The sequence below is a fragment of the Thalassorhabdus alkalitolerans genome (assembly GCF_042656525.1).
Lineage (GTDB): Bacteria > Bacillota > Bacilli > Bacillales > Marinococcaceae > Thalassorhabdus > Thalassorhabdus alkalitolerans.
This window is the reverse complement of the sequence record NZ_JBHSOZ010000003.1, coordinates 66,101-87,569: the sequence shown is the minus strand read 5'-3', so window position 1 is coordinate 87,569 and position 21,469 is coordinate 66,101. Positions and strand designations below refer to the sequence as shown.

Here is a 21,469-nt window from a genome sequence, read left to right as displayed (position 1 = left end):
TCCTGCCTGGCTGCATCTTAGAATATAAATCATAGAATGAAGGAGAAATTGGATGAGTTCGAAGAAAGTAAATAAAACAGAAAATGATTCAAAACTGAAACTAATAGATTATAAGATATTTTTACCCGCCTTATTCATCATTATCGCAATCAGTATCCCATTTGCAATCAATGAAGAAGGATCTCTTGAAGTATTAAACGCAGTGTTTGACTCTATTGTCGGGGCATTCAGCTGGGGGTATCTCTGGTACGGGGCAATCCTGGTTGTGGCAGGGCTGTATTTATCATTTTCAAAGTATGGTAACGTCGTTTTGGGAGATCCCACAGAAAAGCCGAGGTTCACTCTTTTTGAATATGCTTCTATTCTCGTAGCCATGGGGGTAGGTTCAACACTCATGCGGACGGGCATGCTTGAATGGTCCTCCGTGGCAATAGACCCACCACTTGGTGTAGACCCTCAGTCCACCGAAGCCATACTGTGGGGGAATGCCTACAGTATGTTCATGTGGAGCTTTCAGGTGTTTGCAATCTTTGTAATGATTGCCCCGGCTATGGGCTACATTTTACATGTGAGAAAGCGCCCCCTTATGAGAATTTCTGAGGCCTGCCGTTCAATTTTCGGTGACCGATTTACAGATGGTTTTGGAGGAAAGCTCCTGGATATTATTTTCCTCATTAGTATTCTTGCTGGTGCAGCTGTAACTCTTGGATTAGGAGCTCCGATTGTCACTTATAATTTATCAGCTCTTCTTAATATCGAAGTAACGTTTGGCTTAACCCTTACAGTAACGATTATCTGGGTATTGTTATTTTCAATCAGTGCCTATGTGGGGATCGAAAAAGGGATAAAGCGTCTAAGTAAATTCAATATGTACCTTGCCGGCGCCTTTGCTCTCTTTATCATGATTGCAGGGCCTGGAATTTTCATCCTTGATTACTTTACGGAAAGTGTTGCTTTCCTTCTTTCCAACTATCTGCAAATAAGCTTCATGACAGAGTCCTTAGCCGGCGGTGACGTAAGTCACATCCAGAGCAACACGGTTTTCTGGTTTGCCTACAGTGCTACATGGGCCATGCTTCACAGTGTATTTGCCGCTAAGATTTCCCGGGGCCGGACCATTAAAGAAATGATCCTCACGTACTTCCTTGCTCCCACGCTCATTTCATGGGCAGCAACAGGGGTTCTTGGCGGACTTGGTGTATACAAGTACCTGACTGGTGAAGTGGCTGTTCTTGATATCGTGCAAAATGGAGATGAGATGGCAGCCATTCCTGCGATACTCTCTTCTCTTCCACTTCCTGAAGTGGCTTTAATCGTCTTTATGGTTGTGGCGTTAATCTTCTTAACTACAACACTAGATTCAACTACGTACACGATTGCAGCGTATACAAGTACAGAAGATATGAGTAAGACTGAACCCTCGAAATTTCTGCGTATCATGGTAGCTGCTATTATTACGGCAGTAGCTTTGATTTTGATGAGAGTGGGCGGACTCGCTCCCCTGGAAGTCATTTCGGGGCTTATGGGCTTGCCGGTGATTATCATTCAGTTCCTGTTAATCTATGCTGCTATAAAAATGATGAATGAGGACCGTGCTTGGGTCTACAATGTAAGAAAATAAAAAAGATGTCTACACGTAAAAAACCGAGCTGGAGTTATTCATTCCAGCTCGGTTTTTTTGTTCAATTACTTGTCTACAGAAGACGCGTAACATCGATCAATGTTGGTTTGTTATTAAAATGGATACTCTCTGTAGCCAGACATTACGCTCACAGTTTGTACGGTAGTAAATTTATCAAGGGCCCATTCTCCGCCAAAACGGCCAAGCCCTGAATCCTTTTCTCCGCCAAAGGCAACGTGGGCCTCGTCATTGACGGATTGATCATTTACATGGATCATCCCTGTTTCAATTTGACGGGCAACCTCCATACCCCGGAAGCGGTCCTTTGTAAAGACAGAGCCGCTAAGTCCGTAAATTGTATCATTAGCCGTTTCAATGGCTTCTTCCTCTGACTGTACTTTAACAATAGAAACAACAGGCCCAAACAATTCATTTTGGAAAATATCCATGTCCTTTGTCACGTTACTTACAACTGTTGGCTCAAACACGTTTCCTTCATGTGATCCGCCGGTTAGAAGGTTTGCTCCCTCTTTTACACTGTGGTCTACTTCTTTTTGAATGCGCTCCACTTGTGAGTGATTAATGAGCGGTCCTACTACCGTAGATGAATTTGTTGGATCTCCATAAGGAAGCTCTTTTACTCTTTTTACAAATTTCTCTACGAATTCATCATGAATAGAAGCATCCACAATAATGCGATTGAGGGCCATGCAAATTTGGCCCTGATGAAGGAACTTGCCAAAGATAGCCGCATCTACGGCACGGTCAACATCTGCATCATCGAGGATGACCATCGCGTTATTGCCGCCAAGCTCAAGGGCCGTATCCTTAAGAAGCTTTCCTGCCTCGGATGCAAGGTGGCTTCCTACCTCTGTGGAACCTGTAAAGGAAATCAGTTTAGGCACATTATGCTGGACGAAAGCATCACCTATTTCAGAGCCCCGGCCGACAACCACATTCACGACTCCTTTTGGAAAGCCTGCTTTTTCAAACAAATATCCAAATAATAGTCCTGATGTCATTGGTGTATCTGATGCCGGTTTGATAACGACTGTATTCCCTGCTGCAAGCGCAGGTGCAACAGAGCGCATAGATAGATGGAACGGAAAATTCCACGGGCCGATGACTCCAACGACTCCTTTGGGACGACGGTATACGTAATTCTCTTTATTTGGCACATTAGAAGGTAGAATTTGTCCATTCATCCGTGAAGGAAAGGAAAGGGCTTCTCTTGTTACTTCATAAGCTGCCCCAAACTCAGCTTCTGCTTTTATTCTCGTACTGCCTGATTCTTTTATCAGCCACTCTGTAATCAAATCTTTTTCTTCTTTAAGTACCTGAAGCAGTTTTTCAAAGTATCCTTGCTTTTCTGCTGGTGTATAAGCAGCCCATTCCTTTTGAGCATGGGCTGCAGCAGAATAAGCTTCATTTACATCTTTTTCTGATGCTGATTTTATAGTGGAAATTCTTTCATTTGAGAAAGGATTATTGTTTTCTATCGTTTTCTCACTGCTGCCTTCTTTCCAGAATCCATTGATGTATTGTAGATCTAGGTGCAAAGTCAAGGTTACTCATCCTTTCAATGTATAGAAGATATTTAAGTTTTTATTTTAACACCACTGTATTTTGAAACAAGAAATATGCTCACCCTCCTCTTTTTCCACGTTGATCACTTTGAAACGGCTTGTTATATTTTCTAATAATAATTATGCTACTATAATATTCGTTACATAAATTGAAAGCAGGGGGACGCATGATGGAAAAGAAATGGCTAACCTTTGGACTGTCTGCCTTAGTCCTGTTAACAGCGTGCGGGGACAGCAGTTCTGAAGAAACGGCAGCAGAAGAAAGGGAAAGTGAGGAAACCAGCTCCTTTCAAGTGAGCGAAACAGGGAGCATCGGTGATGGAAAAGAAGTGTTTGATGAGAATTACGGGGAGCCCACACAGGAGGGTGATACGCTGACCAGTTACCAGGATGATTACATTCTCGTTTCTTTTCTGGAAGGCCTAGCAAATTCAGTCACCGCCCAATTTGAAATGACTGATGAACCAAGAAGAACGGAAAGTGAAGTGCTTGAGGAACTTAGCGGTATGATTCCTGAGGATGCAGTGAAAGTAGATGCTTATGAAGAGCCTGATTATTTCAGAAAAGTCCTTGTTTACCAAAGTGATTTGGTGGCAGATTCCTTTGAGAAGTTGGAAGACTACGACCCCTTCAGGGAAGAGGAGGCCGGTACCTTTATTCTCATTTTAGAAGGCGAGCCTGAAGATGACAGCTACTTTGATGCATTAATCGCTCCAGGCCATCATCCATAAACGAAAGAAAGGGACACTTTTTTACAAGAGGAAGTGTCCCTTATTATTGGATTGCAGGCAGCTACTTGTTAAAAGCCTGTTTCAAAGAAACAGCTGCCTTCTCAATACTTTTCTTTCCCTGATCTATAACCCCTGGCATCCAAAAGAAGCCATGCATCAGCTCGTCATAATGAGCCTCTTCCACATAGACACCGGCGTGCTTCAGACGCTCAGCATACGCTCTCCCCTCATCGCGAAGGGGATCATATCCGGCAGTAACAACTAAGGCTGGAGGCAGCCCCGTTAGATCTTCTGCAAGCAAAGGGGAAGCATATGGCTCCCTTCCTTCTTCTGGGCTGTTTAAGTAATGATCCCAGCACCATTTCATCGTGTCTTTTGTCAAAAGGTATCCGTCACCGTTTTCTTCATAGGACTTTGTAGTATAGGCGTGATGGGTTACAGGAGAAATTAGCATTTGAAACTTCAAAGACACTTCTTGTTTGTCCCTTGCCATTAAAGATACAACGGCAGCAAGATTCCCGCCGGCACTGTCCCCGCCTACAGCTATCCATTCCGGGTCAGCTTGTATAGTGGGCCCTTGCTCAGCTGTCCATTTTACAGCTGCGTAGGCATCTTCCACGGCTGCAGGGTATTTATGCTCAGGAGCAAGCCTGTAGTCTACGGATATGACTATGCAATGAGCGCGATTAGTAAGTAAACGGCATGACACGTCTACTCCATCGAGATCCCCTGCTACCCACCCCCCACCGTGAAAGTAAACTAAGGTCGGAAAAGGTCCCTCCCCTACTGGAGTGTAGATACGTATGGGTATCTGCCCTTCAGGGCCTGGTATCAATTTGTTTTCTACCTTCCCTACATGCTCTGGCTCCCCGGAGAAACTTGAGAAATCAGTCTCTGCCCTTGCCTCCGCAGGTGTTAAAGCATGTGTCGGCGGTCTGCCAGCTGCCTTTATCTGTTCTAAAAGATCTTTAGACTGTGGATCCAGTGCCATCCTTCATTCCTCCCCTCAATGTGTGTTATCTCCTTTTTACTTATATCTATCACATCTCCTTCAGGTCTCTTTCACCCTGAGAAAAATATATGTTCACCCCCTTCTCCTAGAACAAGAAATAAAAAAATACCAGGCAAAGAAATTCAGCCTGGTATAACAAAGTGATGTAACTGTCTGTGGCTCCTCGCTGCCCTTACGCAAATACATTATTATATGTAGTAATTGTATAAGGCTCTTCAAGCAATTCAGGAACTCTTTCTTTAAACCGTGCAAAATGTTCTGTTTCACGGTGCTTTGCCTGGTCTTCAGGTGTTTTATAGACTTCAATAATTAAAAAGCGGGATGGTTCCTCCTTTTCTTGAAATACATCAAACTGAACAATTCCTTCTTCCTGGATACTGTGCTTTCGGTTGTCTTCTACCACCTCAATAAAATTGTTGACTGCATCTTCTTTCACTTTCATGGATACATGGACGATATACATCATTTACCTCCTCGTTTTTTTATTTGCTATTGCTTATAAAAAAGGAAACTCCCTTATATTCGGAGTTCCCTTCACATGGTTATTATACGCTTCCTGCTCTTAACTTTCTATGGCTTCTACCACTTTATGGGCGGCACTTTCACTGGACATAGGGTTTTGTCCTGTCACCAGGTTTCCATCGCGGACAGAGAAATCCTTCCAGCTTTCCCCTGAAACAAATTCTCCTCCTTTTTCACGGAGCTTTGATTCAAGTAAAAATGGCATTTCTTTTTCCAGCTTCATGTCTCTTTCTTCCTCATCTGTAAAAGCATTCACTTTTTTCCCTTTAACCAGCGGGGTGCCATCCTTATACGTGACATTCACCAAACCAGCTGGTCCGTGGCATACAGAGCCAATCACTTTATCTTCTTCAGCAAATTCCTGAAGAACCTGCTGCAGGGTTTCATTATCCGGGAAGTCAAACATTGTTCCATGTCCTCCAGGAAGGAAAACAGCGTCAAAGCCATTGGCATCGTCACTGCTTAATTTTGCAGTGTTCTTTAATTCCTCTTCAGCCTCATGCCATTTTTCATTTTTCTCTTCAGGAATACTGTTTGGGTCAAGAGGCACCTCTCCGCCTTTAATGCTGGTTACCTTGACCTCGTAACCTTTTTCCTTAAAGACATTATACGGCACAGCAAACTCCTCTAACCAAAGGCCGGTTTTGTGATCGTCTGAGATCGTTGTATGATTTGTTACTACCATTAATACTCGTTTATTAGCCATGTGAATAGACCCTCCTACGTGTTTTTTAACGTTGCACCCTAATTTTACGACCTTGGGAAAAGAACCGACAAATAATATGCTTATATTTAACAGTTAGACGGGGTTAGTTTACACCCAAGGAAGAAGATTATTCTAAGGTGCCTTTATTATGGTGCCTGGCACCACAGTCCTCTGTAACATAACTTCCCCATTACATCACAGGATCTTCTGGATTTCTGTTACATCCAGCAGCGGTGCCTGGCACCATAATTCTCTGTAACATAACTCCCCCACTACATCACGGGATCATCTCGATTTCTGTTACATCCAGACAGCGGTGCCTGGCACCATGTTGCATCTGTTTTTTCTAGGGAAATAAAACTTTTAAGCTCTATTTACTGGTTAACGTAAGGTTAAATCCTAACAATCTTTCAAAAAGGCTTTGACATCTTTCGTGAAATGAGGTAAATTACCTAAGGGACGAACAATTAAAAGTCCCTTACTCTACATCATTCGTTTTTAGGAGTGTAAATTATGGACAATGTATTTGATTATGAAGACATTCAATTAATTCCTGCAAAATGTGTAGTTAACAGCCGTTCTGAATGTGATACAACCGTTACTCTAGGCGGGCATAGCTTTAAGCTGCCTGTTGTACCAGCAAACATGCAGACAATCATAGACGAAAAGATTGCCAGGTTCCTAGCTGAAAACGATTACTTTTATGTAATGCATCGTTTCGAACCAGAAACTCGGATAGATTTTATTAAAGATATGAAAGAAAATGGATTAATTGCCTCAATTAGTGTTGGAGTCCAGGAGGAAGAGTACTCTTTCATTGAACAGCTAAAAGCGGAAGAACTTTCTCCTGAGTTCATCACCATAGATATTGCTCATGGCCATTCAAACTCTGTCATCAATATGATTCAGCACATTAAAAAGCACCTCCCTGAGAGCTTTGTCATTGCTGGAAATGTCGGTACACCGGAAGCAGTAAGAGAATTAGAGCACGCCGGTGCAGATGCGACAAAAGTGGGGATTGGCCCAGGAAAAGTATGTATAACCAAAATTAAAACAGGGTTTGGAACAGGCGGCTGGCAGCTGGCAGCCCTTCGCTGGTGTGCTAAAGCTGCAAGCAAGCCAATCATTGCCGATGGCGGGATTCGGACTCATGGTGATATTGCTAAATCTGTACGCTTCGGTGCAACAATGGTTATGATCGGTTCTCTATTTGCTGGCCATGAAGAATCTCCTGGGGAAACAGTTGAAAAAGACGGAAAGCTTTACAAAGAATATTTTGGTTCAGCTTCAGAGTACCAAAAAGGGGAAAAAAGAAACGTGGAAGGCAAGAAAATGTACGTTGAGCATAAAGGATCTCTGCATGATACATTAACTGAAATGGAGCAGGATCTTCAATCAGCAATCTCCTATGCCGGAGGAAATAAGCTGGAATCAATTCGTACTGTGGACTATGTAATTGTAAAGAATTCTATCTTTAATGGTGACAAAGTATTTTAATAGCTACGTTAATATCTCCCTTTTTAGGAGATACATTAGCTTACGATATATATCTAATTTTCACTTTTAACGAGCACGGGCTCCATTTTGGAGCCTTGTGCTCTCTTTTTTTACCGAATTTCCCCCGTTTGGCTTCGTTTCTGTTTAAATAATGAAAGCCTGAGGGTAAGGTAGTAAGAGCCACTCATTTCCAGCCGACATTTACCTTTTCCTGATCTGGCGTTTCAGGAATGAAATGGTCATATTGGGGTAAAGATAAAGGAATGGAAAATTTCACTAAAGGAGGCTTATGAATTGGATCAGCAAATAGATCAAGTATCACAATGGCTTGAATCCCAAAAAGGAAATGTCCTTTTTATCAAAAAAGAAGAACTGGAAACTGGGAAAGATGAAGTGATGAATACAGATAATGTGCGGTTTACGTTAGATTCTGTAGACGTCAAAAACAATAAAGCGTCCATTGATGATTACATTCCATCTAAAGAAATCATTCTTCATGGATCCGGTACAGTTCAAACTGATGATGGACCAACAGATCTCCCTAGTGATGTATACGAGATTCCATTAGGTGGAGAGATAAAAACCGAAAAAGACAGCAACGGAGTCAAGGTGGAGACAGAAGACGTAATTTATACCATCTTTGCCCAAAGCAGATAATTCTCACTTTCCCTGTCAAAAAGAGCGATCTCTCTAAAGAGGATCGCTTCTTTACTTATTCCTTATGAAGTCCACATTCTGTTTTACCGCTGCCGCTCCATCTTCCGCTTCTTGAATCCTGCCCATCAAGTACAGCTGACGTACAATGAAAGCAGCCGATGCTTGGAAAGTTCTGGTCATGAAGAATGTTGTAAGGAAGGTTATTTTCTTTAATATGCTCCCAGACCTCATCCCAGGTCCAATGGATCAGAGGAGCAATTTTTATGGATTGAAAACGATTGTCGATGTTAACAAATTGAGTATTTTTTCGGGTGGGAGACTGTTCCCGCCGCAAGCCGGACATCCAGGCTTTATGCTTGGACAACTCTTTTTCCAATGGTTCCAGCTTTCGCAAAGCGCAGCATTTATCAGGAGCTGTTTCCCAGAGTTTATCCCCGTACTGTTCAGACTGCTCCTTTACGGAAAGCTCAGGCTTAATGGACTCTATCGAAAGATCCGGAAAATGTTCTCTCACTTTTTTCAGTAGATCGTAAGTCTGCTTAAAGTGAAAGTCGGTATCAAGAAAGACTACTCTTGCTCCCGGTTTCACTCGATTGATAAGATCAAGGAGGACCATCCCCTCGGCTCCAAGGCTGCATGCGTACACCAGATCGTCACCGTACGTTTCATATCCCCATTTCACAATGTCCAATGCATTCCTGCCGTCTAATTCCTCATTAACTTTTTCCACTTCTTCTTGTGTGGTTGTCGGGTAATCTAAAATCAAACCCTCACCTCCGTTTATCGTTCAGCACCTGTCTGGTTGTAAGGATTTGCAAGCCACTGATGAAAGATAACATTTTTCCTTATAATAATTCCTTTTGGTCTTTTTTCTTCCATTCTGCAGAAAGCTCTAAGAACCATTCTTCATCTTTCGTTTCTAAAGCCAGATCTATAAGAAATTCAAGCTGTGTTTTGCTTTTTTCAAATGAGCTCGGAATTGTTTCGACCCAGTGGTGAAGCATTTCAATTGTATCTCCCACTATATCATCATTATCAGAGTTGACTACAGCGACTCTTACAATGTCCTTTGCCGGGTCAATCTTGTCAATATACCCTATGATCAGCTCTCCATTAGGTGTCTTTCCTGTAACCCAGCTGCTTTCTTCAACAAATGCTTTACTTACTGTAAACAATAGCATTCACCTTCCTGTGGTATTTGTCCGATCTGAATCAGTCCATTCTGATTCCATCAGCGGCTCTTATTCATTGACACGTCGGCCGTTACCCTCACTATTTATATATTGTATTTCCGTTTTTCACAAATTGCTAACGTATATTTCGTTCTCTATGGTCTTCAATAACTGTAATCATTTTTGTTACATTTAAAAACTGAAAAGAAAGCGTTGCGCTTCCTCGAAGTTTATTATCTTAATACATTTATTTCCCTTGTCAATTACTTTTGTTTGATATGGATAAAGTTAACAACTTCTCTGATTGTATAATCTTTTAAATACTCACCAAGGTGCTCTTCTGCTCCTAAAAATATATGCAGCAGGACATTTTTCATGTTCGCCCCAACAATACAGTCCTCATTGGAATCGGGACACTTAGGCTGCAAAGCTCCTTCAGAGGTAACTTGGTAAATATCCCACAGTGTTATCTGACCAGGATCAAGGGCAAAAATAAATCCACCGCCAGTACCTTCCTTGGAAGTAATAAACTCATGCTTTCGCAGTAAACTTAACACTTTCCTTATCCGTACTGGGTGCACGCACGCACTTTCTGCAATCGCCTCGCTTGTAGACATTCGGTCTGGTTTCAAGGCAAGAAGCGTAAGGCTGTGTACGGCTAGTGTAAAATTACTGTTCATTTCCATGGCCTCCTGCAAACATTCATTAAATGGGAAGTGAGCCATCAACATTTTTGTTGACCTCTAAATGTAATAATATATATTACAGTTATGAATGTCAATGATTTTACCACTTTTTCATTACACGATTGTGTTGCTAAGAAGGATGCCCGTTATTTGTTTGAAACAGGCTGCGTTTATGGCAATTGTTTTTTCAGATCTTTATTTAATAAAGCTGTCCTGACGCCTATTCCCTAAATGAAAAGCAGAAAAGGTCTTACACAGATCCCAGAAAAAATAATTTGCTGCCCTTTACCCCTTCGTAATCAGTTGCAATTTGTGTTCTCAAACAAAAAAAGCACCCTTTGGCTGCTTTTTAAAGGGAAAATTTATTATCTTTTTTCATATTTATATCCATCGATCACTTTAAAAGGCTGATACCCCCATTTGCGGTAACACTTTAAAAGACCCATTTCCTTAGGCTTGTAGTAAACGGATAAAAGCTTTTTGGCAAGCAACAATTGAAATTCCTCCTCACAGTGATGGACGATCGTAAGATGAAATAATTCTTTGTTATCCAATTTTATTGATTTCCCGTTTTAATTTTCGTTAAACATATAAATCTTATTCTTACCCCATCTTCCTTCTCATAACTTTTTAGCTTTTTCAACTATCTGCCACTTTGTTTGTTATATTCCTAACAAATTTTGAGAGAGAAACAAAAAGCAGAGGAATAAGGAGCATTTATTCGTTTTATTAGGAAGAAAACATACCAAACATAACAAATAAGATATAGAGTGATTTGTCAGAAAATTTAACAGTATATCGCTTTTGTTTTACTATTACCCTTCGTGCTACGATTATTACTGTCAAAAAAACATTTTGAAAGGGTTGATCGGACATCCATAGGATAAGCTCCAATCACACAACTGAAATGGAAAAAGCGATGTACCAATCCCACGGGTTTGGGTACGCGGAATATGACAGATGCCTGGATAAACGAATGATCGTTGAAGCCTCACGAGAAGAAAACTACAAAAAAGGCTGTGAGATTGCGGCTGAGTTTCAGTAAAAACATAAAATAAAGACAAAAGAACCGGCAGAAAGCCGGTTCTTTTTCTATTTCAAGTCTGAGCGAGCCCCCTATCCTAGTTTACTGTCTCCCGGTTACTCGAGTTACCGGATGTATTCACCCGTTTTCCTTCTCTGGTAAATACTACTTCCGATCCCACAGCTCTAATCCTGTGCCAAACCATTCACATCGATTGATGGATATGTCTCCCTCATGTTTTACGTAACGTGTTTCGAGCTGGCCGCATTTCTTTCCTTTAGGGGACTGTGCTTAAAATAGAAGCTGGCAATTTGAATCTTTAGTTTTATTTATATTCTTTTTTAATTCTCATACGATTAGGGTAGCAGGGACTAGGGAAATAGTTTACTCTTACCTTACTTACTATTTTTCTATTGACTAAAAAGGCAAGAGGAAGATTTTACAGAATATCTATTATATCGGGCGCAGGATTCTTGCTAACGACGTGTTATTGTTAGTCTTACTATATGAAAGAAAGGAACATCGATATGGGGAAAGTAATTTGTATATATAATAATCAGAGTGAAAGTTTAAAAACTACAACAGTTATCAGTTTAGCCAGAAACTTAGCCAAGGAAGGAAAAAAGGTTTTAATCATAGACACCAATTATGAAGCAGATGTCTCCCTTTCTTTTGTCAGCACAATTGATAATTTTTTAACAAGCCTTTATGAGGTAATTATGAAAGACGTTGATCCTTCAAAAATCACAGCTGCTGTTCATCGCTATATTGATCTCTTGCCTGCAAACGATGATTTAATTGGAGTGGATATTGAAGTCATAGGCAATCCAGAAAAGTACCCTGCCCCCTTTAATTTAATAAAGGAAAAGTGCACCAAGCTGCGGGAAACCTATGATTACATATTACTGGACACGCCTTCAAACTTTTCCTTGCTGTCAGGGAACGCTATCCAGTTCGCTGATCAGGTACTCATCCCATACGCGCCCGATTCATCCTCGCTGCGATCTTTACAGCGGGTGATTAAAACAATCAAAGACTTTAGCAAGAGATATCATCCTTCTCTTGAAATTGCAGGTGTATTTGCCGTCAAAGTAAATTTTGAAACCACCCTTCACCAGCAGATTATGCAGGAAACAAGGCGCTATTGTGTAACTGAAAGTATTCCTATGTTTGAAACATTTGTGGCCAACACCCCGAAAACTTCCGGGTCCCTCTCGCAAAAGCCTGAACACCTTTCTGTATACCAGGAACTTTTAGAGGAATTAAAAAAGGCAGAGTGAAGCATCTTCCGTTTGGATTTCTCCTGCCTGATGAATCCAGCCTTGCTGATTCAGGCTGTTGAGAAGCTCTTCTCAACAGCCGTTTTTTACATCATTAACCTGATTACTCAGATAAGAATAGTTAACTTAAAATAACTATTACACTAGGATGCCAAATAAGATAGTCCAAATTTTAAAGTGTAATTTTCCCTATGCTGTGCATCTTAATAGTGAGAACTTATTTGGCAACTGAATTTTGACAAGGAGAGGCTGTTATGGTCCAATTGTGTAGATCTGCAGACAACCTTCATAAAAGGCTCTATATCCTTCTGCTTTGTGCCAATATCCTCACTCTGCTTCTTTGCACTGTATATCTAGCAACAGCTCCCCTTCATACCTGGTGGAATGCCCTTGGGGTCCTTCTTCTGTTAACTTTGCTGGGCAATATAGTCGCAGCAATTACGCCAAGCCCCCATTCATGGATCGATTATCTTTATTTACTGGCAACCGCCGGATTCTTTGTGGCCATTCCTCTCTTAAACCGGGCCGCTTCAATAAATATTAGCCATTTGTCGTCTCGAAGCACGCTTACAGTTGTATTGCTCTTTTCTCTTCTCTTTCTAGGTTTAATAGTAAATTTCATGAAATTACATAAGCGTTCATCAAATTCTGAAAAGGCAATACCAGACAGCCTGACTGTAAAAGGGATAACAGTACTGCTGACCATCACCATTTTCATTGGTGTATACGCTTCGGTTCATTTAATTATCGGGAAAAGTGCAGGAATTATCGAAATGACATTTCCCCAGTATGCCGTATTTTTCAGCCTTATCTATCTTGCTTTAACAGGCCTCCTCTTAAAAATGCACAGAAACAGAAAAAGCTCTTTTTTCTATAAATCAGTACTCATTGGCGGGGTTTGGTCTGCATCCGTCTTTTTGATCCCGCTGGCCGTGACCCCCTTCTGGCTGGTTGATGCAGAGGGCACCTATACACAAAACTTTGGAATAACCTCTGAGCCTTTAACTTCTTTAGAAGCAAAACCTCAAACGATGATGAACATACCTTTTTCCCTTCCTGACTATTTTTTTGGAAAACGATCTGGGGAATACCGTGTGATCGAAAACATCCCTTATTATGAAGGGACAACCGGTCCTGACAAAGGTATCAAGCTGCAATTTGATGCCTATCTTCCTCCAGAAGGGAAATCAAACCTTCCTGGTAAACAGTCTGTACTGATCAGGATTCATGGCGGCGGGTGGACAGCCGGAGATAAAGGTTCTTCTAATAATCCCCAGGTAAATAAATATTTTGCAAGCCAGGGCTTTGTTGTTTTTGATGTTCAATACGGTCTCAGCCACGAAGAGAAACTCTTTTCCTTTTCCCGGGTGCCCGAAAACATTGTGGCCGGTTTTTCCATAGATGATATGGTCCGCCATATTGGGATTTTTACAGACTACCTGGCTGAGCACCACCAGGAATATGGTGCTAATTTGAATTCTGTCTTTGTTTCAGGAGCTTCTGCCGGCGGGCAATTAGCCAATGCTGCAGGACTTGGCGCTAATGGAGTGCATGAATTTATTAATCCATCACTTCATGTGAAAGGGATTATTTCTGTCTACCCTGCAAATGGGTTAGCCCCTTATTTAGAGATAGAAGGAACAAAGGAACTGACAGATCCGGCTCGGCTTATCTCTGAAAAAAGTCCACCGGCACTTGTTTTCCAAGGAACACACGATGGTCTGGTACCTCCATTTGTTGCCCAGGCTTTTGACCAGACTTACAAACAATACAATTTACAATCAGTACTTTTGTTGGCTCCTTTTGGGGGGCATGCCTGCGTTTCCTATTTTCCTGGCTACTATAATCAGACGTTTCTTTATTATATGGAAAGGTTTCTATATCAATTTCAGTAAAAAACTGGTGGAAGTTATACCACGCTCTTATGGAATCTGTTACTCTAGAAATAGGCGCGACAGCTTGCTTTCTCCTTTCTTATAAGCTGGAAAAAAGCTGTTGTACGAGTAATTGGTGTACAAAGGAGTTAGAATATACTCATGTTTCAGGATCTTTTTAATAAAATACAAATTCCTCTTATGATTACAAATTCAGATGGGAAAATTGTTTTTATAAATGATGCAGGGAAAAAGGTTGCAGAAGATGTAACCGGCAGCAGTCTCTATCAATATTTACCTGCTGCTTATGAAAGCATTGTTAAAGAGTACACATTATCGCCTAAAGCTTTTATGTCAAAACAAGCTGCTGAGAAAGTGGAAATCATGGTTAATGGCAGCCTCAAAACAGCTGATATGACGGTACTGGATGAACAGCACCTCCTTTTTCAATGGAACCATTCTCTGACGACATTTGAAAAACTTTTTGATATTAAAGAAACGATGACAAATAGAATATTAGATGGAGGTTCTCTCCTTGACATTCTTACAGCCCTGTCTGATGTGGTGAAACGAGAGCTTTGGATGAGCCCCCACTACTCTCTAGTCCTTTTAGAAGACAAAAATAAAGCAGCAGATGTTATCTCCCCTACTCTTACAGAATGCTTGTATCCAAGGCTTAATGGACGAAGGCTCACAAAAGAAGACGGCCTCCATGGAGAAACTGTACATGCTAATAGATCTTCTTTTGTTTATGACCTTTCGGAAAATGAAAAGTTGAGAAATTATTACCACTTTCTTTCTTCATACGATATACGTTCAATTTGGTGCGAACCCATAATCGTAGACGGAAACATCGTGGGCATATTTACAATGTACCATGATGCTCCTTCAGCACCAACGGAGCACGATATAAAACTGTTAAATGTCTGCAGCTGTCTAATTGCTCTTGCGATCAGGCATACAAAAATGAAAGAGAAATGGGAACAGGTAGAAAAACAGGAATATGAAATGATTGCTCATTATGCCGGAGACGCTATTACCGTTCTCAACAAAGAGGGCTGCATTATTTATGCGTCTCCTTCCCACTTGCCCATTACAGGGTATTCTGGAAATGAATTAGAACAAAAAAATGTACTTGATTATATTCATCCAGACGATCGTTCAGAAGTTGAGGAAAAAATCAGCTGCTTACATGAATCAAAGCAAGAAGGCTATCTAGAGGTGCGATTCAGGAAGCAGGACGGAACATACATCACCGTAGCCTGCAATGCCAAGCCCGTCCTAAAAGGAAATAACCACAGTGATATATATCGATTCATTGTGATAAGCAGGGATATTACTGAGCAAAAAATCGCTGAAAAAAAGCTCGAAGAAAGCGAACAGCATTATAAGTCTCTCTTTCATTATAATGCTAACCCTGTTGCTCTTTTAGACTTGGAGGGGAAGATTACCTCGACCAATGGCCCACTGGAAAAATTGCTTTCTTTTCATAAAGCAGCAGAATATAACGGAAACTACCAGCAATATATTCATCCAGATTATATCGAAAGTACAGACTGGTATTTTCAAAGAGCCGTTAATGGCGAGGCTGTTTCCTATGAAACAGTTGGTCTTGACAAAAATGGGCATCCCGTTTATCTCCTTATTACGAATATCCCTGTTATCCTTGACGGAAAAACTATGGGGGTTTATTGCATAGTAAACGATATTACAGATAAAAAACTTGCACAGGAGCGCTTAAAAGAAAGTGAAGAGGAGCTAAGAGCTCTGCTGAATTCAATGCCTGAATTTGTAATTTTCCAGGATAAAGACGGAAGGCTCATTGAATTAAATGAATCGGCAAAGCAATTGCTCAGCTATACGCAAACAGGTTCTCGAGGCATGTTAAATACAGAATGTCTCTCTCAAGTAGAGAAGACGGAATGGGAGAAAAAAGATAAAGAAGCCTGGGAAAAAGGAGAATTTATTCAATATGAACAACAGATGGTCCATTCTGATGGCGAGCCACGAACCTATGAAATTGTAAAAGCTCCCCAATTTAGTGATAACAACGAGAAAAAGTATATGGTCACTATAGGACGAGACATCTCTGTTCGCAAGGAAATGGAGGGGGAATTAAAAGAAACTAAAGAACTTCTTGAAGCTGTTTTTAATAACAGCGCTGATGCCATTCTTATTATTAAGCTAAACGGAGAACTGCTGAAAGCAAACCCTGCCTTTTACTCTCTCTATGGTTACTCACCAGATGATTCTAACATTCTTCAAACGAATTTAATTCCCGAAGAATTGCGAGAGGAAACGAATGCGCTCCTTGAACGAGTGAAAAAAGGCGAGAAAGTAGTCGACTATGAAACAAAGAGAAAAACAAAGAATAGAGAGTTATTTGAAGTCAGTATAACTTATTCCCCTATCAGAGATAAACACGGCAACATATCCGGCATTTCAGCTATTTCAAGAGATATTCGCGACCGAAAGAAAACAGAGGAGCTCCTGCGCAGATCAGAAAAACTGTCAGTTATAGGCCAGCTAGCAGCAGCTGTGGCCCATGAGGTACGCAACCCTCTTACTTCAATTAAAGGCTTCACTCAATTATTCGAGGACAAAATTGAAAAAGAATATACAGAGTTAATGCTTTCAGAATTAAGCAGAATCGAAATGATTATTAATGAGTTTCTTACATTGGCTAAGCCGCAGGCAGTCAACTTCAAACAAGAAAACATTATCACCGTACTGAGAAATATTCTTTCTATCATTGAGGCCCAGGCGCTATTAAATAATATTAATATACAGACAAGCTTTCATGCTGAAAATGTTCTGATAAACTGTGATCAAAACCAAATGAAACAGGTATTTTTAAATATCATCAAAAACGCAATGGAAGCGATGCCAACAGGCGGGATTTTGTCTGTAAATACCCAGATTACTGATTCATGTTTGGAAATAGGAATTACCGATGAAGGTGTCGGCATACCTCCTGAAAGAATACAAAGACTTGGAGAACCCTTCTTTTCCAACAAAGAAAAAGGCACAGGCCTTGGGTTAATGGTCTGTTTTAAGATCCTCGAAGACCACGATGGCCGAATTGACATAAACAGTGTGGAAGGACAAGGCACCACTGTCACGATCAAACTCCCTTTGCAAGAGGAATGATCAAGAAAGAAACTTTACCCTGGCAAATGTTATTTTCAGAAGAAAAACCTCCCTGGCAGGGGGGGTTTTCTTCTTTTTCTTCCAATAATTATGGATAATCCTTCCTTCCGTCGCACAACCTAGGGGTAAAACGTACAAAGGAGGAGCCTCCAATGTCTTTACACCATTTTATCCATTGGCTTCGGTCACGGTTTTGGTACCTTCCTTTGGTGTATGGTTTGTTTGCATGCCTTTTTGCATACGTCAGCTTACAGATTGATGTGAACCTTTACCGGTTTGACATGATAAATCAGTTTCTTCCTGACTTATTGTTTTCGGATCTTGATCGGGCAGAAACCATTCTAAGCTCTATTTCTGCTTCGTTGCTTACCATGACGACCATTACCTTTTCTACCATTCTTGTCGTCTTGACCACGTACTTATCTGAATTCTCGCCTCGTGCTCTGCATAATTTTATCACTGACCGTAATACTCAGCGTGTACTTGGCGTATTTTCAGGAGGCTTTATTTATACCATCCTTCTTTTGCTTCTTCTTCATGAACCTGGATCAGAGGCCGGCTATATTTCCCCGGCTATCGCTGTCGTCTTTGCTATTGTATGTTTAGTTGTATTTATATTTTTTGTGCACCATGTAAGCAGCTGGATTCAGGTCAGTAATTTAATTCATACCATCACTCTGGAAACAATGGAGAAAATCGAACATGACCTAAGCAGTTTAAAGGAATTCACTGAGGATTCACCGTGGCAAGACTGGGAAAGCGGTGAACTCACCCATCTAGATCCAATCTCCCTAACTGGAAATCAAGCGGGATATATCCAGGATGTGGACATACTCGGCTTAGTTAAGCAAGCAGAAAAAGATGATACAATTGTAAAAGTATTACGCAAAGTCGGAGAATATGTAGACCAGGACACCCCCATACTTTCTATCTATACTTTAGAGCCACATGAAATTCATGGTGCCTATCAAAAATACATCTCCATAGGCATACGTAAAATTGCTTATGATAACATCGAGTTTGGACTGACCAAACTGGTTGAGATTGCCCTGCGGGCTCTTTCCCCGGGTGTAAATGACCCCAATACCGCCATAAATGGCATTGATAATCTAGGTAAAATCCTGTCAAAGCTGGGCAAGAAGCACCTCCCTCATGCCTACCACAACGACAAAGAAAACAATTTGCGAGTGGTATATGATAAACCATCTTTTCTGGATTATTTATATAAGTCCTTTTACCAGATTCGCCAATACGGAACGAATGATATCTCTGTTCTTTCTTCCCTTCTCGGTGCGTTAACTTTAATAGCTGAAAGCAATCATTCTTCAATAAAGAAGAATGTATGGGAGTTTACGCAATACATTATTGAAGGAGTAGATCATCAGGCTATGCTTTCCTTAGACAAACAATTTATTAATAAAAAGCTCCATAAGCTAGCCCAAGCTGCAGGGTTTTCAAAAGACTACAAACCCTTTGTGTAAAAGGGTTTTCCTTTTATTTACAACGAACACACTGTGGAAGTTTGGCATTAAATATGCAGGCAGGCTTTTAAAGGCAAATGATCTGATGCTTTTGGGTGAGTGGTCACTACTTCTGCTTCGGTAACCTCTATATTATTACTGGTAAATATATAATCTAATCTCAACCTTGGTTGTAAAGAAGGGTATGTATGCCCTTTTCCATTCCCGGCAAAATGCCAAACATCCTGTCCCTTTCTTGTTATCTTTCTCCATCCTTCTGATTCTGGTCTCATATTAAAATCTCCCATTATTATGGAAGGTGGGTTCTCAGTGAGCTGATTCATTATAAACTTAGTCTGCATGCGATGAAGAAATGGATTCAGACTAAGGTGTGTTATGTTAAAATAAACGACCTTGCTGTTTACTTGGATTGATGTCTGCATGAGTGACCTGCCTTCAAGTAAGCCGGGGACAAAATCAAATTGGTATGTTTTTTTAGAAAGGATCGGAAAGCGGGATAAGATTGCATTTCCATATTGCCGCAGTGAAGTGCTTTTTTTAGATTTTAGTGTAATAGAGGCACTAAAAGCCTCATACATGTTTAATTTTTCAGCTAATATGCTAATTTGGTCCATATGATTGCTGCGCCTGGAAAAGTGTTTGTCTACCTCATTAAGACCAACAATATCTATGTTACTTTGAGCGATGACATCTGCAATTCTGTTAATATCTACTTTTCTATCCATGCCCTTGCCATGGTGAATGTTATAGGTCATTACCTTTACTTCCATCTTATCTCCTCTCTGACCACATAATGAATGTAGAACTTTGTGGATTACAACAAAAGAGCAAGCATATAGATTGCTCAGTCGATGGCTGACTTATTCCTTAAAATTAAATAACGCCGGCTTCGTTTAAGAAACCGGCTTTTTGCTTTCTGCTCGTACTTATGACTGCGGAGTAGGCTCTCTGTCCGGAAGAACACCTTCCGCGATAAATTTATGATAGAACCACTCTCCTACAGCGATGACAACAGATGAAATAACAGCAACGGTGAAAGGAACGCCAGTACCATACACTAACGGCCCGATCAGCCAAATCGCTACAGCGGCCAAAGCTATATCCCCAATGGTTGCGACAGTATTATTAGAAACGCGAAGAATTCCTAAGTCACCAACTAAGTAGCTGAGTCCTGCAATGATAAGGCTTAAGCCAAATGTAGCTCCAGCTGGGTATCCATAAATGCCCGTCATAACAATTAATAAAACAACAGCAACCATTAATACTTTGATAATAAGTGCAACAACATGCTTCAAGAGAAATTCCTCCTTTTTTCATCTCCACCCATAGTCTTTACAAAAAGTTTTTTTTCACAATGAATTTCCCCATGTAGTATTTTCCATAACTGAAAACACATGTAAAAGGTGTCCTTAAAGAAAGTTTCCATTCCTCTTATGCTGTGATGACCCTGCCGTTAAAAGCACCAAAAAAACAGAGGACCCGCCTTTTTAAATACACGGGACCTCTCACTTTGAATTATGTTACTTTTTATGCCGATAACGTTTTTTCATTCTGAGTTGAATGTCCTCCTTTTGGATAAAGACCAAGCTTTACAAATACATAAGGGGCGCCAAGGAGTCCCCATAAGCCAATAAGCCCGTATCTTATAAAATCATAAGTAGCTGTTTCTGGAAAGATTATTTTCACCCCCGATTGAAAGGCAATGATACCAACAAAGCCAACACCAAATGCAATACTTTTTTTGAGCCAGTTTTGCGGAATTTTCATTTGGACATGCTGTTTTTCGAGTAAATATCCAATCCCCGCTCCTAAGAGGAACCCTGCGTATTTTAATCCCTCTGAATGGGGGAATATCGCAGTCAGCAGAAATGGAAAAGCGATAACCAATCCCCAATGCACACCTGCTGGCAGGCTGGCAATCTTCTCTTGAAGAAAATACCCGGCCAGAATGACTGCAAGCCCAATCCCTATTCCAGTTAATACATCTGTTGGCCAATGTACTCCAGCATATAAACGAGAAAGAGAAATACTTAATATAAGGAGAACTGCAAATAACGAGAACCACTTGTTTCTTATAATTAAAGCTAAATATCCCCAAAGGGTCATTGATCCTTGCGCATGGCCGCTTGGAAATGAATCGTATGGGTAATGGCTCCCCACTTCTGCTGAAGAAACAAACAGAGAGTTGATTCCTTCGATCCCGATCGGCCTTTGAACAGCAAATTGAATCTTTAAAAAGGCATTGATAAAGATTGATACTAAAAAAACATAAAAAAGCCGAAAGCCTATTGGTTTGGATATACACCAATAAACAAACGGAAGGATAATAAAATAGAATTCTTCATTTCCTAAAAAGGTGAAAATCGTTGCAAAGAAAGTAAGTATGGGGTTTTGCCACTCTGTAAATGCTTCTAAAATGTCAATTTGATTCATCTTCTGCTCCTTTATGTAAATTACAAGTAAATACTTT

The 21,469-nt window shown here is 40.7% G+C and carries 20 protein-coding genes; 9 read left to right on the top strand and 11 right to left on the bottom strand.

Annotated elements, in window-relative coordinates; all coding sequences use genetic code 11:
- The first annotated feature begins 52 nt into the window (after positions 1-52).
- On the top strand, positions 53-1,621 hold the full coding sequence (locus ACFPU1_RS03035) for a BCCT family transporter (RefSeq protein WP_385938464.1): 1,569 nt from the start codon (positions 53-55) through the stop codon (positions 1,619-1,621).
- A 113-nt stretch (positions 1,622-1,734) separates the two neighbouring features.
- Here the strand turns inward: ACFPU1_RS03035 and ACFPU1_RS03030 are convergent, their stop codons facing one another.
- Entirely contained in the window at positions 1,735-3,180 is a 1,446-nt protein-coding gene (locus tag ACFPU1_RS03030) for an aldehyde dehydrogenase family protein (RefSeq protein WP_385940434.1), read from the bottom strand.
- Between the two features lie 197 nt (positions 3,181-3,377).
- On the opposite strand from ACFPU1_RS03030, the gene ACFPU1_RS03025 reads away from it, so the two are divergent.
- Positions 3,378-3,938, top strand: a complete 561-nt coding sequence (locus ACFPU1_RS03025; protein WP_385938461.1) for a hypothetical protein — start codon at positions 3,378-3,380, stop codon at positions 3,936-3,938.
- 61 nt (positions 3,939-3,999) lie between these two features.
- Here the strand turns inward: ACFPU1_RS03025 and ACFPU1_RS03020 are convergent, their stop codons facing one another.
- The 3 genes from ACFPU1_RS03020 to ACFPU1_RS03010 all read right to left on the bottom strand — a co-directional run bounded on the left by ACFPU1_RS03020 (position 4,000) and on the right by ACFPU1_RS03010 (position 6,178).
- Positions 4,000-4,929, bottom strand: a complete 930-nt coding sequence (locus tag ACFPU1_RS03020; RefSeq protein WP_385938458.1) for an alpha/beta hydrolase — start codon at positions 4,927-4,929, stop codon at positions 4,000-4,002.
- Positions 4,930-5,122: 193 nt separating this feature from the next.
- On the bottom strand, positions 5,123-5,413 hold the full coding sequence (locus ACFPU1_RS03015; RefSeq protein ID WP_385938455.1) for a putative quinol monooxygenase: 291 nt from the start codon (positions 5,411-5,413) through the stop codon (positions 5,123-5,125).
- A gap of 99 nt (positions 5,414-5,512) precedes the next feature.
- A complete protein-coding gene (locus ACFPU1_RS03010) occupies positions 5,513-6,178 on the bottom strand; it encodes a type 1 glutamine amidotransferase domain-containing protein (protein ID WP_385938452.1) in 666 nt (221 codons plus the stop codon).
- 513 nt (positions 6,179-6,691) lie between these two features.
- Between ACFPU1_RS03010 and guaC the strand changes: the two genes are divergently transcribed.
- Both guaC and ACFPU1_RS03000 read left to right on the top strand, forming a co-directional pair.
- Positions 6,692-7,675, top strand: a complete 984-nt coding sequence (gene guaC / locus ACFPU1_RS03005; protein WP_385938449.1) for a GMP reductase — start codon at positions 6,692-6,694, stop codon at positions 7,673-7,675.
- Positions 7,676-7,969: 294 nt separating this feature from the next.
- The gene (locus ACFPU1_RS03000; protein ID WP_385938446.1) at positions 7,970-8,332 is read left to right on the top strand and encodes a protein YmzB; all 363 of its coding nucleotides are present in this window, start codon (positions 7,970-7,972) and stop codon (positions 8,330-8,332) included.
- 55 nt (positions 8,333-8,387) lie between these two features.
- Here the strand turns inward: ACFPU1_RS03000 and ACFPU1_RS02995 are convergent, their stop codons facing one another.
- The 4 genes from ACFPU1_RS02995 to ACFPU1_RS02980 all read right to left on the bottom strand — a co-directional run bounded on the left by ACFPU1_RS02995 (position 8,388) and on the right by ACFPU1_RS02980 (position 10,744).
- Entirely contained in the window at positions 8,388-9,098 is a 711-nt protein-coding gene (locus ACFPU1_RS02995; RefSeq protein WP_385938443.1) for a phosphoadenylyl-sulfate reductase, read from the bottom strand.
- Between the two features lie 79 nt (positions 9,099-9,177).
- On the bottom strand, positions 9,178-9,507 hold the full coding sequence (locus ACFPU1_RS02990) for an IDEAL domain-containing protein (protein WP_385938440.1): 330 nt from the start codon (positions 9,505-9,507) through the stop codon (positions 9,178-9,180).
- Positions 9,508-9,767: 260 nt separating this feature from the next.
- The gene (locus ACFPU1_RS02985) at positions 9,768-10,184 is read right to left on the bottom strand and encodes an RrF2 family transcriptional regulator (RefSeq protein WP_054635837.1); all 417 of its coding nucleotides are present in this window, start codon (positions 10,182-10,184) and stop codon (positions 9,768-9,770) included.
- A 371-nt stretch (positions 10,185-10,555) separates the two neighbouring features.
- Positions 10,556-10,744, bottom strand: a complete 189-nt coding sequence (locus tag ACFPU1_RS02980; RefSeq protein ID WP_157049784.1) for a hypothetical protein — start codon at positions 10,742-10,744, stop codon at positions 10,556-10,558.
- 353 nt (positions 10,745-11,097) lie between these two features.
- Here ACFPU1_RS02980 and ACFPU1_RS17085 point away from each other — a divergent pair, with 353 nt between their 5' ends.
- From ACFPU1_RS17085 to ACFPU1_RS02960, 5 genes are all read left to right on the top strand, one after another.
- Positions 11,098-11,235: a YuzK family famiily protein gene (locus ACFPU1_RS17085; protein ID WP_198508899.1), complete on the top strand. Its 138-nt coding sequence runs from the start codon at positions 11,098-11,100 to the stop codon at positions 11,233-11,235.
- Positions 11,236-11,741: 506 nt separating this feature from the next.
- Positions 11,742-12,494, top strand: coding sequence for a ParA family protein (locus ACFPU1_RS02975; RefSeq protein ID WP_054635836.1), 753 nt, complete (start codon positions 11,742-11,744; stop codon positions 12,492-12,494).
- A gap of 254 nt (positions 12,495-12,748) precedes the next feature.
- Positions 12,749-14,389 (top strand): alpha/beta hydrolase, encoded by a 1,641-nt coding sequence (locus ACFPU1_RS02970; protein WP_385938435.1) that lies wholly within the window; start codon positions 12,749-12,751, stop codon positions 14,387-14,389.
- A 141-nt stretch (positions 14,390-14,530) separates the two neighbouring features.
- On the top strand, positions 14,531-17,518 hold the full coding sequence (locus tag ACFPU1_RS02965) for a PAS domain S-box protein (RefSeq protein WP_385938432.1): 2,988 nt from the start codon (positions 14,531-14,533) through the stop codon (positions 17,516-17,518).
- A 152-nt stretch (positions 17,519-17,670) separates the two neighbouring features.
- Positions 17,671-18,999, top strand: coding sequence for a DUF2254 domain-containing protein (locus tag ACFPU1_RS02960; protein WP_385938429.1), 1,329 nt, complete (start codon positions 17,671-17,673; stop codon positions 18,997-18,999).
- Between the two features lie 47 nt (positions 19,000-19,046).
- Here ACFPU1_RS02960 and ACFPU1_RS02955 read toward each other — a convergent pair whose 3' ends face one another.
- The 3 genes from ACFPU1_RS02955 to ACFPU1_RS02945 form a co-directional block, all read right to left on the bottom strand.
- Positions 19,047-19,769, bottom strand: coding sequence for an endonuclease/exonuclease/phosphatase family protein (locus ACFPU1_RS02955; protein ID WP_385938426.1), 723 nt, complete (start codon positions 19,767-19,769; stop codon positions 19,047-19,049).
- Between the two features lie 156 nt (positions 19,770-19,925).
- Entirely contained in the window at positions 19,926-20,294 is a 369-nt protein-coding gene (locus ACFPU1_RS02950; protein ID WP_054635830.1) for a DUF2512 family protein, read from the bottom strand.
- A gap of 232 nt (positions 20,295-20,526) precedes the next feature.
- On the bottom strand, positions 20,527-21,432 hold the full coding sequence (locus tag ACFPU1_RS02945) for a phosphatase PAP2 family protein (RefSeq protein WP_385938423.1): 906 nt from the start codon (positions 21,430-21,432) through the stop codon (positions 20,527-20,529).
- Positions 21,433-21,469: the final 37 nt, after the last annotated feature.